This is a genomic window from Paenibacillus hexagrammi (assembly GCF_021513275.1).
In the GTDB taxonomy this organism is placed as follows: Bacteria; Bacillota; Bacilli; order Paenibacillales; family NBRC-103111; genus Paenibacillus_E; species Paenibacillus_E hexagrammi.
Genome location: NZ_CP090978.1, coordinates 672,532 through 689,165 on the forward strand (window position 1 = coordinate 672,532; position 16,634 = coordinate 689,165).

Annotated in this window: 18 protein-coding genes; 15 read left to right on the plus strand and 3 right to left on the minus strand. The window is 46.5% G+C overall.

Annotation, left to right across the window (positions count from 1 at the left end):
- Window positions 1-25 precede the first annotated feature (25 nt).
- From L0M14_RS02995 to L0M14_RS03030, 8 genes are all read left to right on the plus strand, one after another.
- The gene (locus tag L0M14_RS02995; protein WP_235120684.1) at window positions 26-1,510 is read left to right on the plus strand and encodes a glutamate synthase subunit beta; all 1,485 of its coding nucleotides are present in this window, start codon (window positions 26-28) and stop codon (window positions 1,508-1,510) included.
- A 360-nt stretch (window positions 1,511-1,870) separates the two neighbouring features.
- Window positions 1,871-2,227: a S41 family peptidase gene (locus tag L0M14_RS03000; RefSeq protein WP_235120685.1), complete on the plus strand. Its 357-nt coding sequence runs from the start codon at window positions 1,871-1,873 to the stop codon at window positions 2,225-2,227.
- Window positions 2,215-3,276: a S41 family peptidase gene (locus L0M14_RS03005; RefSeq protein ID WP_235120687.1), complete on the plus strand. Its 1,062-nt coding sequence runs from the start codon at window positions 2,215-2,217 to the stop codon at window positions 3,274-3,276. Before L0M14_RS03000 ends, L0M14_RS03005 begins: the two co-directional genes overlap by 13 nt.
- A gap of 1 nt (window position 3,277) precedes the next feature.
- On the plus strand, window positions 3,278-4,441 hold the full coding sequence (locus L0M14_RS03010; protein WP_235120689.1) for a copper amine oxidase N-terminal domain-containing protein: 1,164 nt from the start codon (window positions 3,278-3,280) through the stop codon (window positions 4,439-4,441).
- A 233-nt stretch (window positions 4,442-4,674) separates the two neighbouring features.
- Entirely contained in the window at window positions 4,675-5,142 is a 468-nt protein-coding gene (locus L0M14_RS03015; protein ID WP_235120690.1) for a carbohydrate binding domain-containing protein, read from the plus strand.
- A 148-nt stretch (window positions 5,143-5,290) separates the two neighbouring features.
- Window positions 5,291-7,219, plus strand: a complete 1,929-nt coding sequence (locus L0M14_RS03020; RefSeq protein WP_235120698.1) for a sensor histidine kinase — start codon at window positions 5,291-5,293, stop codon at window positions 7,217-7,219.
- 49 nt (window positions 7,220-7,268) lie between these two features.
- A complete protein-coding gene (locus tag L0M14_RS03025; RefSeq protein WP_235120699.1) occupies window positions 7,269-8,321 on the plus strand; it encodes an ATP-binding response regulator in 1,053 nt (350 codons plus the stop codon).
- Between the two features lie 3 nt (window positions 8,322-8,324).
- On the plus strand, window positions 8,325-8,981 hold the full coding sequence (locus tag L0M14_RS03030) for a response regulator transcription factor (RefSeq protein WP_235120700.1): 657 nt from the start codon (window positions 8,325-8,327) through the stop codon (window positions 8,979-8,981).
- A 58-nt stretch (window positions 8,982-9,039) separates the two neighbouring features.
- Here the strand turns inward: L0M14_RS03030 and L0M14_RS03035 are convergent, their stop codons facing one another.
- The 3 genes from L0M14_RS03035 to L0M14_RS03045 form a co-directional block, all read right to left on the minus strand.
- The gene (locus L0M14_RS03035; RefSeq protein ID WP_235120702.1) at window positions 9,040-9,726 is read right to left on the minus strand and encodes an ATP-grasp domain-containing protein; all 687 of its coding nucleotides are present in this window, start codon (window positions 9,724-9,726) and stop codon (window positions 9,040-9,042) included.
- Entirely contained in the window at window positions 9,723-10,214 is a 492-nt protein-coding gene (locus tag L0M14_RS03040) for an ATP-grasp domain-containing protein (RefSeq protein ID WP_235120704.1), read from the minus strand. The genes L0M14_RS03035 and L0M14_RS03040 overlap by 4 nt, the downstream gene beginning before the upstream one ends.
- 103 nt (window positions 10,215-10,317) lie before the next feature.
- The gene (locus tag L0M14_RS03045) at window positions 10,318-10,557 is read right to left on the minus strand and encodes a hypothetical protein (protein ID WP_235120712.1); all 240 of its coding nucleotides are present in this window, start codon (window positions 10,555-10,557) and stop codon (window positions 10,318-10,320) included.
- A 449-nt stretch (window positions 10,558-11,006) separates the two neighbouring features.
- On the opposite strand from L0M14_RS03045, the gene L0M14_RS03050 reads away from it, so the two are divergent.
- The 7 genes from L0M14_RS03050 (at window position 11,007) to L0M14_RS03080 (ending at window position 16,392) form a co-directional block, all read left to right on the plus strand.
- Window positions 11,007-11,831, plus strand: a complete 825-nt coding sequence (locus L0M14_RS03050) for a hypothetical protein (RefSeq protein WP_235120721.1) — start codon at window positions 11,007-11,009, stop codon at window positions 11,829-11,831.
- Window positions 11,832-12,062: 231 nt separating this feature from the next.
- The gene (locus tag L0M14_RS03055; RefSeq protein ID WP_235120723.1) at window positions 12,063-12,515 is read left to right on the plus strand and encodes a GyrI-like domain-containing protein; all 453 of its coding nucleotides are present in this window, start codon (window positions 12,063-12,065) and stop codon (window positions 12,513-12,515) included.
- 52 nt (window positions 12,516-12,567) lie between these two features.
- Window positions 12,568-12,732 carry a class IIb bacteriocin, lactobin A/cerein 7B family gene (locus L0M14_RS03060; RefSeq protein ID WP_235120725.1) on the plus strand — a complete coding sequence of 55 codons (165 nt, stop codon included), beginning with the start codon at window positions 12,568-12,570 and terminating at the stop codon, window positions 12,730-12,732.
- Between the two features lie 21 nt (window positions 12,733-12,753).
- The gene (locus tag L0M14_RS03065; RefSeq protein WP_235120727.1) at window positions 12,754-12,918 is read left to right on the plus strand and encodes a class IIb bacteriocin, lactobin A/cerein 7B family; all 165 of its coding nucleotides are present in this window, start codon (window positions 12,754-12,756) and stop codon (window positions 12,916-12,918) included.
- Window positions 12,919-13,011: 93 nt separating this feature from the next.
- Window positions 13,012-13,164, plus strand: a complete 153-nt coding sequence (locus L0M14_RS03070) for a hypothetical protein (RefSeq protein ID WP_235120728.1) — start codon at window positions 13,012-13,014, stop codon at window positions 13,162-13,164.
- A 294-nt stretch (window positions 13,165-13,458) separates the two neighbouring features.
- Window positions 13,459-14,625, plus strand: a complete 1,167-nt coding sequence (locus tag L0M14_RS03075; RefSeq protein ID WP_235120730.1) for an IS110 family RNA-guided transposase — start codon at window positions 13,459-13,461, stop codon at window positions 14,623-14,625.
- A 279-nt stretch (window positions 14,626-14,904) separates the two neighbouring features.
- On the plus strand, window positions 14,905-16,392 hold the full coding sequence (locus L0M14_RS03080) for an anthranilate synthase component I family protein (RefSeq protein WP_235120731.1): 1,488 nt from the start codon (window positions 14,905-14,907) through the stop codon (window positions 16,390-16,392).
- The last annotated feature ends 242 nt before the right edge of the window (window positions 16,393-16,634 follow it).

Sequence of the window (16,634 nt, forward strand, 5' to 3'; positions counted from 1 at the left end):
AGCCTATCTCTGAGGAGGAAACGCAATGGGTAAACCAACCGGTTTTATGGAATATAGTCGTGAAGTCGCATCCGAAGCGGCCCCGCTGCAGCGTATCGGCCATTGGAAGGAATTTGCCACACCGCTTACGGATGACAAATTGCAAACACAGGGAGCCAGATGCATGGATTGCGGCATCCCTTTCTGCCATACGGGCAAGCTGATCAGCGGCATGGCCGCCGGCTGCCCGGTCAATAATCTCATTCCCGAGTGGAACGATCTGGTCTATCGCGGGCAGTGGAGAGAGGCGCTGAACCGTCTGCATAAGACGAACAATTTCCCTGAATTTACAGGGCGGGTATGTCCTGCTCCCTGCGAGGGCTCTTGTACGGTAGGCTTGAAGGATACACCGGTTACGATCAAAAGTATCGAGAAAGCCATCATCGACAAAGGCTTTGCCGAAGGCTGGATTACTCCCCAGCCTCCGGAGATTCGCACGGGCAAGAAGGTAGCGGTCATTGGCTCGGGACCTTCGGGGCTTGCGTGTGCAGCGCAATTGAACAAAGCCGGACATTGGGTGACGGTGTTCGAGCGTGCGGACCGAATCGGCGGTCTATTGATGTACGGCATCCCCAACATGAAGCTGGATAAGAGCTATGTTCAGCGCCGCGTCGAATTGCTGGAAGCGGAAGGGGTTACGTTCGTAACGAACGCGCATGTGGGCGTTAACTATCCGGTGGAGAAGCTGCAGGAGGAGTTCGATTCGATCGTTCTCTGTGCAGGAGCGACCAAGGGCCGCGATCTAATGATCGAAGGCCGCGAACTGAAGGGCGTCCACCTCGCCATGGAGTTTCTTAGCAAAAACACGAAAAGTCTGCTCGATTCCGAGCATGCGGACGGTGAATACATCTCGGCTGAAGGCAAGGATGTCATTGTCATCGGAGGCGGCGATACGGGCACGGACTGTGTAGGAACTTCTCTGCGCCACAAATGTAAAAGCGTGCTGCAATTCGAAATTATGCCGAAGGCGCCCGATTCGCGCCCAGCGAACAATCCTTGGCCGGAATGGCCGAAGGTTCTGAAAGTGGACTACGGTCAGCAGGAGGCCGCTGCGGTGCAGGGCGATGACCCTCGCCAGTATTTGATCTCGACGAAAAAATTCGTCGGCGATGAGAACGGCAACCTGAAAGAACTTCACACCGTTCTGATTGAATGGCAGAAGAACGAGCGGGGCCAATTCGTCCCCGTCGAAGTTCCGGGCAGCGAGAAGGTATACCCGGCTCAGCTAGTGCTGATCGCCATGGGCTTCACCGGACCGGAGAAGACCGTCCTAGAGCAGCTCGGCATTGAGCAGGATGAGCGTTCGAACGCGAAGGCCGAATATGGCAAGTTCGCAACGAATGTGGAAGGCATATTCGCCGCGGGCGATATGCGCCGCGGTCAGAGCCTTGTCGTATGGGCGATTAATGAAGGCCGCGCTGCCGCCCGCGAGGTGGACCGTTATTTAATGGGATCTTCGAATTTGCCATAATGAGACGTTTGGAATTTTTCGGCAATTTGGATTTAGGTTTCGAAATGCTGTTTGTAAAAAGTACAATGAATACCTGTAGAAACTGCTTGCATGTAGACACATACACATGCAAGCAGTTTTTTTGCGTTTGCATCGAAATAACTTTGACGACCACGCTATTGTCCTTATAGGAAGTAGATATCGTTGTATCCTTTGCCTTGCTGCCACATCAATATCCTATTTGGGATATATACCAGTCCTTACCAATTGGATATAATCAATTTTACCCGTCTTTAGGTAAATGAAATGTCGATATCCGGAACAAGGAGGAGATACCCGATCAACCGTACATGTAGCAGAATCATCCTGATAGCTGCCTTCATGTCTCTTCTCTATCCCTGCACGCTGCGTTCCTTCGCAGCAGAGAAGAGTGACTCGAGCGAATATCGATTCGATGAAATTGCTAGTTTACTTTCCAATATGCATATTAGCGGTAAATCAAAGCAGGAGCTGACCGATGCAGCTATCAAGGGAATGGTGGATTCCTTGAATGATCCTTATACAGCGTATTTGGATGCTAAACAAGCCGTGGAATTTCAACAAGCCATTAATCAGCAGAAAGTTGGTATAGGCATCTCCATTCAGCGTAACGACAAGGGGGTATTTCTTGCGGAGGTGTTTCCTAAGTCGCCGGCTGAGCAAGGGGGCTGCTGCCAGGGGATTACGTGGATGCGATAGATCGGACACCGATCACCGGAGAGTCGATGGATGCGATCATGGAGCTTCTCTCGAACAAGAAAGCTCAAGATCAGGTTTCCTTTACCATCAGAAGAAATGAGGAGCGCAAAGAGATTGCGGTTATATGTGAGGAGGTTCAATTCCCCGTCATCTCCTTTCATATGTTTACAGACCATATTGGTTATATCCACATCCATTCCTTTGCAGGAGATATGGATAAGGAATTTGCAGATGCGCTGCACGCCCTGCAGGATCAAGGGATGAAGTCGCTGCTGATCGACCTTCGCAACAATGGCGGCGGTTATGTGGATGCTGCACTGAAGCTGGCTCATTTTTTCAAGCAAGAGGGAGTTTTTATGTACGCGATAGACCGCGAGCATCCTCAAGGGAAGCCTATGCAATTTGAGGACGGTGCGGATTTCAAGCTGCCGACTGCTCTACTCATTAACGAGCACACGGCTAGTGCTGCTGAAATGTTTGCAGGTTTCATGCAGGATAACAATCTGGCAGATATCATCGGGACCCGTTCCTATGGAAAAGGCGTTGCCCAACAGCTGGTTCCGCTAATCAGCGGGGGGATGCTTAAGGTGACTTATACGGAGTGGCTGACGCCTAAGCAGCATGTCGTTAATCACGCCGGCATTCAGCCTGACACGGAGCTAAACGGTGAGTTAGAGCCTGTCATTCATGCGCTGCGGACATTGGGAGCCAAGCAAACCAAACTTGAGCTGTATGAAACAGGAGCGAACTTGAATGACATGCCACTCCCCGTAGTCGTACCTGATGTTGTAGAGGACGGACGCGAGTATCTGCCTTCCAGACTGCTTTCGGAGCTGATCGGAGGGACTGTAGGGTGGGACTCGGAGCTTTCAGAGGTAAGGATTTCGACAGATAAGCTTTCAGCACTTTTTGCTGCAAAACAATCGTCCCAGGCTGTACTGAAGGACGGAATGTGCTTAGTGGAGCTGCACGAATTTCAGAAGCAGTTCCCTGAGCTGAACTGGCAAAGAGATGGACATATACTAACACTAATAATGAGGAGAGATTAGGATGAAGCGATGGTTACTTTCAGGAATGGCGGTTTGTACGATTTTTGCCGGGATGGGGAGCGCTCATGCAAGTGAGCAGCAGGTGCAGGTGTATATTGATGATAAGCCGATTACATTCGAGGTGCAGCCGTTTATCGATAGTGGCACGACCATGGTTCCATTCCGAAGTGCCTTTGAAGCCCTCGGTATGAAGGTCAATTGGGACGGCGACAAGCAGGAGGTCACAGCTGAAGGGGAGCAGGCCAGCCTGAAGCTGACGATTGGCAGCAAAGCCGTTACTGTAGGCGGGGAATCCAAGGAGCTGGAGGTAGCGCCCCTGATTGAGCAGGGAGTTACCTTTGTTCCGCTTCGCTTCATCGGGGAAGCTTCGGGACGTGAAGTAAGCTGGGACGGACGAACGCAAACGGTGTATATCGCAAATACGGAACAGCAGATCAAGCATACGCTGGAACGGCAAACCAAGCTGACTCAAGAAGAGAACCTGGAGGCGGTCATGGATACGGTGGACGAAAGCTCGCCAGTCTATGATTCTACAAAAGCGACTTTGTCTCAGATTTTCACGGTGTATGATCTGAGTTATACCATTAATGATATGAAGCTGATGAAAGTGGATCACGATCAGGCGGAGGTTAAGCTTACGAGCACGGCTAAGAAAGTAAAGGGGCCTGAGTTCAAGGACAACAAGTCTGTAGCCGTAGTACAACTGCATCGTGTCGGCGGAGAATGGAAAACCTATCAGACCGTTATTGATAGCATCGATTACTTGAAGCAAGATGAGTTCAAGGCTGGAGAAGTAACGTTATCCAAGGAAGAACAAACAAAAGTGTTGGATGTCATCGAGCAGGATCGGGCCTTATCGGAGAAAGAGGATTTCACCGCTTTACGGAAGCTTTATGCGGACGATTATCCGAATCTCGACCAGGAATGGAACCAATGGCAGCAGCTGGCTTCTGTATTTGATTTCAAAATGACCAATACCAAAGTGACGATTCTGGAAGCTTCTGATGATCGTGCTGTCGTGAAAGTAGATGCGAAGCTGGAGAAGGTAAGCGGTCCTGATTTTGCCAACATGGAAACGGAAGGGATCACGATTGTGAAAAAAGCAGAAGACGGAACCTGGAAAATCGCCGAAAGCGATGAATTAACGATTACGATGCTGCATTAAGAAGCAGTACTTTTGTAAGATGATCTCGATTCGTGTAACGCCTCTATCTGGTTCTCTAAACCAACGATAGAGGTTTTTTCTTTATCAAATAGCATCATATTCAGATAGCAGAGACATAACAATTTTACATTATTTTCTTATAAAACCTATAATTCTCTTACATTCCATGGTAATCTATCATTTGTGCAAACGTTTGTACCACTATAAAGAGAGAATTGAAGGAGAGAAACAAAGTGAAAGGCATTAGGTTTTTTTTCGTTGTAAACGGTTTAACGGCTGTGTTCAACGATGGCAGCGGAACTTGGGATAATAACGGAGGAAATAATTATCGTTTTAACGAGGGCACATCCACATTTGAGAGCGGCACGATCACGGCTAGTGAGCCGCATCCGAGCATACTGACGATCACAGCTACCGTACCGGACCCTACGCAGGCAGATGCGGATATCTATTTGTCATCCAATGTGAACACCTGGAACACATCCGACCCTTCCTATAAAATGACCAAAAACGTCGATGGCACCTATGTACTCAAGCTTCAGATTCCTCCAGGCACAAATTTGGAATACAAGCTAACAAAAGGCTCTTGGGATTCAGTTGAAGTAGATGCTAGCGGCACCGACATTCCCAATCGTTCCTTAACAACAACCGGTGGCATACAGAGTGTCGATATCACCGTGCAGCGTTGGAAAGACCTCTGAGAATCGGGCATAAATTTGTAAACATTTTGATTTATAAGAGAATAGATACAAATTTCGACAGAGATTCCATTTAGGATTAGGTATAATGGAAAAAGTTTTATTGTCATTTTGAAGATTTCAGAGAATGAGGGGGTTATTATGTCGAAGCATGAGAAAGGTTCTGATTCTGTACGTTGCCGTTAGTCTCTTATTTATTGCGATTAATTATCAGTCTACAAGGGAAATGCACGACAGCATCCAGACTGTGTATGAGTATGGTTGGGGAGACAGTGACATATCCGAAGCCGACGAAATCATTCGGTATTCGACGAATGACCTGAATGCAGTCAAGAAGAAGCTTGATGATGGAATGTGGATCAAGTTTCGCTTGCCGCAGCAGCTGAGCTGCTCCAAAGATTGCACTTTATTTGTCAGCGAGATTTATGAGAACTATGAAGTTTATATAGAGGGAGAGCGCATCTATTCATTCGGTAATCAGGGGAAGCGCCAGGGATGGAACTTAAATCTGATTCCGCTGGAGCCGGATTGGGGCGGTAAACCGATTTATTTTCGCATTCACTCTGATTTTGAACGTATTGGTTTTAAAGGCGAGGTCAAAGTCGACGAGAAATCCAATCTGGTCGTGTTCCTAATAAAGAACGATATCTTCCGTTTGATCATACCTATTTTAACGGTGGCCATCGGTATCTTCTTTCTCATCCTGGCTGTACGACAGAAACGGAATTTCTATTATATTTTCTTTGCGTTGTTTTTGATGATTTATACCAATGTTTTCATTGCTCGAACGTATATCAAAACCTTCCTATGGGATCATCCTTGGTTTTGGCTGGAATTCCGCTTTTTGTCCCTCTACATTGTTCCGGTTTTGTTCACCATTTTTATCGAAAGATTCCTAGGGACATTTCCTTATGTTTTCCGTTTCGTATGGATCACACATCTGCTGCTGTTTGCTGGGATTGCGGTAAGTCAGCTACTTGGGCTCTACAGTGTGCAGCAGTTTTATGATCTTTTCGATATGATACTATTGATCAGTATGATTATAGTGATTTGTGTGGTTGTCATTTCAGCCAGACATCATCCGGATAATCAGATTCTGGCCGTTGGGTTTATCACGTATATGCTATTCGGCATGTACGACGTGTTGGTGACGTTAAATCTGATGCCGTACCAGGACTATTCCGTTGCGCAATACGGTTTATTCGTTCTGATTGTATCCATTCTGCATGTACACTTACGAAGATACGTCAAGGTCTATCAAAATATTGAGCGTTATTCCAGGGAGCTTGCCGCCAAGAATGAAGAATTGCTGCGGTTAAGTAATGTGAAGGATGAATTTTTAGCCAATACATCTCATGAGCTGAGAACGCCTCTAAATGGAATTATCGGGATTGGGGAATCGATCCTGGATGGAATCGGGGGACCTATTCATTCTACGGTTCGCTCGAATTTAGATATGATGGTCTCCAGCGCCAAACGATTGAGCAATCTGATCAATGACATCCTGGATTATTCGAAATTAAAGCATCGTGAGCTTGAACTTCAGAAAGAGAATGTGGAACTAAAAGGTGTTGTGCATACCGTTGTCGCGATGCTTAGTCCGCTGATTCGTAATAAAGAGCTAGAGATCGTTAGCTCCATTACGGATAACATGTATGTTACAGGGGATGAAAACCGCATTCAGCAAATTTTATACAATTTAGTTGGAAATGCAATTAAATTTACGGAACAGGGCCAGGTACGAGTTTCAGCGAAAAGGCTAGAGGGATTCACGGAGGTACGGGTTTCGGATACAGGACCAGGTATTCCTGCAGATCGCTTGGAAAGCATCTTCCAATCCTTTGAACAGCTAAGCGGTTCGGATACGCGAAAACACGGCGGGACCGGACTCGGCTTATCCGTAACGAAATATTTGGTGGAGCTGCATGGAGGTACCATTGAGGTAACATCTGATATAGGGAAGGGCACTACGTTCTCGTTCAAGCTGCCCACAGGAGCACAGGCAGACGCTTATGAGCAGGATCGGATAGTCTCTAGGGGGATAGCAGTCCCAGTAGTCCCATACCTTCGACAAGCCTAGATGAAGTCGCAGCTGGCCAGAAACCCGCAATTGGTGCGGGGTCAAAATTTTGGTTGTAGACGATGATCCTGTCAATATACAGGTTTTGGTCAATCATTTTAGTCTGCGGAATTGGCAGACCATGACAGCCCTTAGCGGTAAAGAAGCTATGACGATCATCAGAGAGGACAAAGTCGATCTTGTTTTATTAGATGTCATGATGCCGGATATGAGCGGGCTGCAGGTGTGTCAAGAGATAAGAGAGCTCTACACGCACAGTGAGCTACCAGTCATTTTATTAACCGCCAAAAATACAAGAAGAGATATTGTGATAGGCCTACAAGCCGGAGCTAACGATTATCTGACAAAACCGTTCTCCAAGGATGAATTGTTTGCGCGGGTCCATGCTCATATCGAAGTGGCGAAGGCTGCTGCTGAGCTGTGTATGGTGAAGGAAGCGGTGCAGACCGGCACTTCATTTTTGCGCCATGCGATTAAGAACGATGTAGGCATGATTCAACTTTTTAACGAAAAAATTAGAGAATATGCACAAGCTCACGGGATCGAATCTTTAATTCGCGATACGGATATTATTATGAAGAAAAATGCTCATCTGCTGGGAATGATCAGCCGCATCCATGATCTTACAGCGGATATCCAGCTTTACCTGACCCAAGGGGACCTCGTCCAAACGATACGTCAAGTCGTGAATACAGTTCGGACTCAATGTGAGAAGGAGAACATACGCATAAATTTCCATTGTAAGAGTTTCGTCTTCATGGCATATGATCCCGTACACATGGAAGAAGTTCTTTATAATTTGGTACAAAATGCGAAGGAAGCCATCGAACCCTCCAAAGGTGAAATCACAATCGATGTGACAGCTGAAAAAGAGCGCGTTTATTTGAAAATTATGGATACGGGCAGTGGGATACCGCAAGAGCATTTGCCATTCATATTCGAACCCTATTATTCAACCAAACGAAGAGAGAGCAATTTCGGTCTGGGGCTCAGCTACTGCAAGAGAGTCATAGAGAAGCACGGAGGATGTATATCTGTCGAAAGTACTGCAAGAGGTACCAAAGTAATCGTAACCTTCTTCAGAACAGGTGAAAGGGGCTAGGTTATGTCTGAACCCATTAGAGTTCTGCTTGTAGAGGATGATCCGGATTGGATTGAAGGAATCAAGTGGGTGATAGAGAAGACAGAGGATATTATACTGCTCGGCTCGGTTTCTACCAAGGCGGATGCGATGCACCTCATGAGGCATGTCGAAGTGGATGTTGTTCTGCTGGATATCATGCTTCATAATAAGGCGGACGGTCTAGACGCCATTCAGGATATGCTGGAGATGAAGCCCGGAATCCATGTTATTATGCTGTCCTCCATGGATGATGAACAGATGGTATGGGAATCGTTTGTGATGGGGGCTTGTAACTATATCATGAAATCTTCCCAATACAAGGATATCCCGGTCGCAATCCGTGAGGCGCACAACAATCAAGCAGGAATCCACGCGTCAGCGGCCGTCATCGTTAGGAATCAATTTCAACGCATCCGAAAAGAGAAGATCAGCCGACTTCTCACTAATCAGGAAAGAAAGATTCTGTCCTATGTCTATCTGGGGAAAAAGACTGCCGAAATCAAAGATTTACTGACCATCGAGGAGCATACGGTTGAGAATTACATCACCAGCATTAATAAAAAGTTTAAAACAAATCGACGTAAAGATGCGGCGCTAGCAGCCAAAAAGCTTGGATTGCTCGATGAATTTATTCCATAATGAATAAGGCTTACAGGCTGTTGAGGGAATCTCTACAGCCATTTTTTATGCCATTTCATTACCATAACCCGATGATGTGCAACTGTCCGGATTGACGCTCAAGCTGCATAAACTGCTTAACCTCGCCAGTTTCACTCAAGAACTGCTTCTGTTGGGCGTCGTTAAGCTTGATAATGGTTCTTCCCTCATGAGAAAGCTCACTTCGCCAATAGGCTTCAGCGATTTGATGATAGTCAAAGAAGTAACCTTCTTTATCGTAAATGGGGGTCCTGCTCTCAATACGGTTACTCGATAAACGCTCCATCGAATGGGAACGGTCATGAGTGCTCATGTTGTCCCCACGAATCATAGCCTCGATGATGTTATCAGCAATGGGGGAGTGTGTTTTAATTTCGATGTCCAGGAAAGCCGGCATACTGTTGCACTCCAATAGCACGAATTCCCCTTGAGGAGTCATTCTGAGGTCAATTCCGCTAAATCGGAGGCTAAGCTTCTTCATTGCCAGGTCACATGCCGTGATGGTTGCTGCATCCAGCTGCACCGGCTCGTATTGTGCTTGCCCAGTATGATAGGCGGGGTCCGTTCGGTAATCGAGGATGGACGCATCGGATTTACATATAACATGTGCCGATAGCACTTGACCGTTCAGCATATTGACCCTGACATCCGCTCCAATAATTTCTTCTTGAAAAATAACAGGCTCATGATAGGCGTGTTCAAATGCATGTAAGACGTCATCAGTCACACGCTTGCAGAAGCTTCCTCCCCCAGCGGTTTGCAAACCGCTTGTCCCACTTCTTGTACAAACGTGCGGGCGAGAGAAGGAGAAGAAGTGACTAAGGTTTTCGGCATGCGGATACCTAGCCGCTGCAAGGCGTAGAGCTGAACATACTTGGAGTGATTGCCGGGAGGATTCATAACCATGCTTCCCTGTTCGTCAAGAATACTCAGCCAAGCGTGAACTGCTTCCATACAGGACATGTACCGCGAGTGTTCATTATATGGATTTCGGGCATCTTGCACGACCGTAGGCTTCATGTTCGTTATACTGCGGTAGTAAACGCCGCTAACAGGCTCTAACCGCTGTCCATTATAGTACAAAGCTCCTTCGCGCAGCGCGTAGTCATTGACTTCCGGCGAGCCTAGGACCATATGATCAATGCGCATACTGCGAAGCTTCTCCGCCATATATTGTCCATGAGGATCGCCCATAGGGTTAACGATGACAATCATTTGATCACTCCTTTGCTCCATGAAAAGGGGGCTTTGCCCCCTCAGTCTGTAGATCAAGCAGGTTCCCTTACGAGGTTCAGTAGCTTTTCTCCGAATAAATGGATTAGACCGTATACCAAGGAGAGCCTTCCTCACCAAGAGCCATCGTAGTCATAATCGGGCCGGGCTTTGGATATGTACAGCCTTCTTCGCCTACAAGCATGGACGTGAGCTTAGAAATATCGGTGAGGCTTAGGCCTCCGTTAATCTCATTCAGCTCCACTTCCTGCAAATCAGCGCCTGTTCCAAACTGTTGACGGAGCAGTTCGAGCTGCTGCGCATCGAATTGAATCTTCATCATCATTCACCCCCTCTTCTGCATTGAATGTAACGTACATTCGTTTGACTGCCAATATCCCAAGTAGGATACAAGCGGCAAACTAGTCGATAGAGTGGGTCCTCTTACTAGCTTCAGTAGCTATTCCACGAGCACAACCTCCTTAGTCGCGCACAGGGGGTTGATTACATTTTCCTTAAAGAAATAAAGGGATTATGTCGAGCGCCTTGGAGGATATAAGATTCTGAGTATAAGACAATGCGATGAATTTCTGGACCTATATGTTAAAATCGTATGAAATTATTAAAAATGACATGTTATATCCAGAGTTCGACAAAATTGTCATCTATTTTCATGTATACTGATAGACAACTCGATAGAAATTGCCACTCATATTCGAATAGTACTCAGGGAGGGACATTTACACTCGTTTTGCCGAGATCGGAATTATCACATAGCCAAAGGAGAATCGTAGAATGAGTTTGTTTGGGCACGCCGAGGCGCTGACAAAGCACTGGAAAGACTGCTCTGATATTTCATTTGAAACTCTGAAGCAATGGGAACGAAGATGTATAGAGGCAGGAATGAAAAGTAAAACTGAGAAACTGGTTCCGTTGGTAGCAGAAAGCCGGTTGAAGGAATGGCTGCAAACCCAGTCGCCGTTTATTTCGATCGTACAAGAAGAGCTTTCCCAGCTTACGGGAAGAATCGCTACTCCTCATTTTTTTATTATGGCGGATAGAGAAGGTATCGTCATACATGTAGAGGGTAGACCCAAGATTTTGCGGGATATTCGTCATTATGGTGTACAGGAAGGAACTTCTTTCTCCCTTGAGCATGCCGGCATTAATGGCATTTCGGCATCTATGCAAACGCATTCGTTATTCGTTGTACAAGGCTTTGAGCACACTTTGCAAATGTTTAGAGACTGGAGCTGCATCTGTATGCCCATCTACCAGGATAACGAGATTGTGGCTTATCTGGATTTGACATTGCGGACAGGCAGTAACTTATGCTTCCCGGTCGCACTGTTAGAAAAGGCTGTGCATGTGATCGAAGCCAAGTGGCAGGCCTCAAATCCGCAGTCACGCCGGACACAGATTTACGCGGACTTCGAACAATTCGGATTAACCGCCCGCGAGAAGGAAGTGGCCTACGGATGGCTTCATAATCAAAGCGCGCTGCAAATGAGCACAGTGATGAACATTACGGAAGGCACCGTCCGAAATTTGCTGAAAAAGGTGTATGTGAAGACCAAGGTATCCGATAAAGGACAGTTTATGAGAAAATTTTTGGCCTAATCCGACACGTTTATAAAACGTTTTCGTGAGCCAAGGTCATCAAGCATGCTAGTGCTCTTGCAGAAAAGCGCAGCATGCTTTTTGGCATTCTATCAAGAATACAGAAGAAAAACAGTCCGTTGTTATATCCTATATTGGATATATATGGTCAATTTATCGTGTGCTATTCTTGTCTCAAGGCAGACGGGACAAGCACCTGAGTGAACAAGCGATCGGAGAGGCAGTGATGAGATGATAAAAACGAATTCGATACTTATTGAGCAGGGAAAGCAGCTGCAGTTTCATAATGTTGCCTCTTTCCGCAAGAAAATGAGACAGCAGGATGTACAGCGGGAATTGGAAGCTTTTATGCAAATGTTGAAGCATAGAGGACTATCGAAGAATGGTCCGATGATCACAGCAACCTACGGGGCTGAGTTGGTAAACGGCGAGCAGTGGATTGATATGGAGTTCTTATTGCCGGTGAGTGGCTCCTTTGAACCGTTGGATTGCTATCAGTTCAGATCGGAATTCTCCATCGTGAGCGCTTTGTACACGAGACACACCGGCGGTCATATGGACATTCATCAAACCTACGCCAAGCTGGTGGATTTTATTCAAGTGAATCAATTGAATCCGATCCGTGTGAGCTATCACGTGAGTGTGAACGAGAATGATATGGTAATGGGGGAGAACCCATCATAGATATTTACACAGCGTAAGTCAGCTGAAAGGCTTATGAAAGGAGGTGAATGACATGACAAAAGGTTTCGTAGAGTTGAACGAAAGAGAAGTAATGGAAATCAATGGAGGCTCATGGCCGGTGATCATTGCGGCAGTAGCAGCGGCAGCTGTTGCTTGGAACGCCATTGAAGCAGGCGGCGAGAAAATCGGCAAAGCCATTTATAACGTAACTCATTAATTGTAGAGAGGTGAATTACGCATGGTAACAACAATCGGCATGAGAGAAATGAATGAGCAAGAATTGTTCGAAACTAACGGCGGTTGGATTATTATTGCGGCAGCTGTGCTTTTCGTAGGCTCTGCTCTGGCTGTAGGCATCTACAACGGATACAAAGATGCAGAAGCGGCAGCGGCTAAGAAGTAATAACAACCAGGCTATCTTACATAGATTGAACTAAGAGCCCCACGGGGCTCTTTTCCCTATTGTCGAGCGACAAGAAGAATGAGGTGTATACGTATGAACCGTTTTTTGCTGGATGTACAAAGCTTCTTTCAAAAAAATCCTGTGCTTCTATGGGTTGTCGTAGGTTTGTTGGGGGCAGTCGCTTTTCAACAGATTATGAGAGCGGGAGAAAGCATTGGTAAGATGATTTATTACCTGAGCCATTAACTACTGAAGTGTCGTAGAACTGAAGCACCTTTATAGGGGAGCTTCAGTTTTTTTCGTATTATTAGGTCAGCCAGAAAAATCTGGTTGGCCTTTTTTTAGGTTCGGTATAAGATGGCGGTAGCCGGGAGAACGAGCGGTTTTTAGGGGGAAAACCCCGGAAATAAAACTGTTCTCCCACTGCCACCCAATAACCATGTTTGAGCTGGTAGAGACCTAGATCTCGTATCACAAGCGAAGCTATGGCGTTGGAGCTATCGTGGGAATGCCGGTGAAAATTCAATAAGGAATGGTGAAATGGAACCAGTTGTAGGATTGGATGTATCGAAAGGAATGAGTGTGGCTCAAGCATTCACTTCGCGAAATGAAGTAGCAGGGAAATCGAAGAATATCGTCCACACGGAAGAAGGATTCGAAGAATTTGGGGAATGGATTAGAGAGCTACGACTTAAAACGGGAAAAGAACCAGTCGTGGTCCTAGAAGCAACGGGGCATTACCATCGAGGACTCGTTGCCTATATGGAACGAAGTGGGGTTTGCCATATGGTCATTAATCCACTTCAATCCAAACGAGCCAAAGGATCTCAACTACGAAAAGTAAAAACAGATACCGCAGACGCTTGGCATTTAGCAGAGATGTATTACCGTGGCGATGTTAAACCTCATCGGAATGGAGACAAGCAACTTTTAGAGCTCCAGCATCTAACAAGGCAGCATGAGTTCATAACAGCGATGTATGTGCAAGCCAAGCTGAATATGCGGGCGTTGCTTGACCAAGTCTTTCCAGCCTTCGAAGGTGTGTCTTATGATCTGTATTCCCCAACGGCAATGCGAGTTTTGCAGCAATATTTAAGTGGGGTAGTGATTACAGAGGAAACAATTCTGGAAACCGTACAAAGATCCCACGGGCAAACCTGGGTTCGAGAAAAGCTGGCACAGCTTCAAAGTGTTACTCCAAGTCAAGGACGGAGCTCAGCACAAACAATAGCTTTGCAAAGTATGCTAGGCTTGCTGCTTGCATTCCAAGAGCAGCTGGGGCATTTGGAGCAGCAAATCGAAGAAACGGTCGCTGTGATCCCTGAAGTGGCTCTTCTAAAAACAATCCCAGGTGTTGGAGATAAATTGGCAGCCACACTGGTTGCTGAGATCGGAGATGCTACTCAGTTTGGACATGCCAAACAGCTTGTCGCTTACGCAGGACTCGACCCTAGTGTTTTCAGTTCAGGAAAGTTTACGGCTACAAGCAGCAAAATCACCAAGCGAGGTTCTAAACGATTAAGGCGTGCTTTGTACCTGGCTGTGCAATGTGGTTTACGCAAAGGGAAAAATGAACGGATCAAGGCCTATTATGATAAGAAAAAGAAAGAGGGCAAGCCCTACAAGGTGGCCGTGATCGCTTGCGCCAACAAGCTTCTCCATCACGTCTATGCCATCCTCACCCGAGGCGAGCCCTATCACACATAACCAATAAATTCCATAAACTTCCACGCCAATGGAGGTTTATTTGTCATTTTCATAAATAGTATAACAAAAATTCTTTCGGGTACCAAGATGGTGATGCTTGACAAACATTAGCTGGTTTTATTTTATCATGTACAGATTTAACATATATTGCTGCAAAGCATGAAAGTCATGTATACTAGGTTGCATTACAATATTTGGAAAGGGAAGAAAGAGATTTCATGGTCGATTTCATAGGAAGAGATAGAAGGATACAGAACATAACTTGGGAGGGGTACATTCATGCGTGATCTACAGGAATTTATAAACTGCGCCCAGCGCGCTACGGTGGTCCCGCTCTCCGAGAAGTTGATACTTGATGGAGAGACGCCAATCTCACTTATTTATCGCTTTCTGGATAAACCCGATTTGTTTATGCTCGAGGGGATCATCGGATCGCAGAAGCATGACCGTTTCTCTTATTTGGGTTTTGATAGCTACATGACCGTGGTCTGCTATGAGGACCATGTTGAAATTCAATATGATAACGGCGAAAAGGAAATTCGCACAGGCAATTTATTCGATATTCTGCAGCAACTGAAGAAACGTTATCAAGCTGTTACCGATTCGACAGAGAAATATCAGAATGGATTGATTGGCTTTCTGACTTACGAGTGCGTGCAGTTCGTCGAGAATGTCAGTTTCCCGCAGTCTAGGGAGTTGGAAACACCGTTAGCACGGTTCGTCGCACCCCGCAATCTCGTGGTGATCGACAATCTCGATCGGTCCGTGTCAGTCATTCGGAACGTGTTCATCGAAGAAACGAAGCAAGGCAGTCTGGAGGAAACGTACCATCGGGAGCAAATGAAGCTGCAGCAGTTAGTTCAAGAAGTGCTGGCACCGCTGGAGGAACATGTGCCATTGCTGACGAAGCAGGCCGTCGGTCCTGAGCCGCATGAAACTGTATCGAATACGAGCAGGGAGGAGTTCATTCGGAACGCGCTAGCTTGTAAGGAGTATATTAGCTCCGGCGATATTTTTCAGGTGCAAATTTCGCGTCGAAACCGAATGTTGCTTCAAGCAGAGCCTATCGAGATTTACCGCCAACTGCGACATTTGAACCCTTCGCCGTTCATGTTCTTTATCAAATTTGACGGCTGCTTCCTGATCGGCGCTTCACCTGAGCTATTGGTAAAGGTCGAGAATGGTCTTGTGTACCACAGACCGATCGCCGGCACTCGCAAGCGGCACTCCGCTACGAGGACGGAAGCAGAAATCGTTCAAGAGCTGCTGCAAGACGAGAAGGAAATTGCTGAGCACGTAATGCTAGTTGATCTGGCGCGCAACGATATGGGTCGTGTGTGTAAACCAGGCACGATTCATGTGGATGAGCTGATGGGGACTGAGTTTTACTCCCATGTGATCCATATGGTATCCAACGTGCAAGGCCGTCTGCAGGAAGGACAGGATGCAATTGATGCGCTCAGAACAAGCTTCCCGGCTGGGACGGTTACAGGTGCGCCGAAGATTCGTGCAATGGAAATCATAACCGAGATGGAAAAGGTGCAGCGCGAATTTTATTCCGGAGGCATTTTGTTCCTTGACTTCCAAGGAAATCTCAAATGTGCCCTGACGATTCGTACCATTTTCGTCAAAGACGACTACTGTTACACGCAAGCCGCAGCTGGTATGGTGGCGGATTCCGTACCGGAGCATGAATACGCCGAGACGGAGAACAAAATGAAAGCCTGCCTGCAGGCTATGTCGATGAAAAAAAGGAACTCAGCATGAAGCCATAGGTGAGGTGGTTGGCGGGAAGTCTCAGAACAGAGGCTGTGTTGATGACCAAATTTGGTGTAATGGAACTCACGAAATATGATATGACTGTAACAAATAAAAGCAAGCTGTTGCTGATTCAGTGACGGCTTGCTTATTTTTATTTGACAGTTTCGACTATCGTGCTTGCTTCGCAAGCATGTCCTATTTGGGATCTATACGAGATTGCTCTGCCCCGATACGATGAAACATAGCAG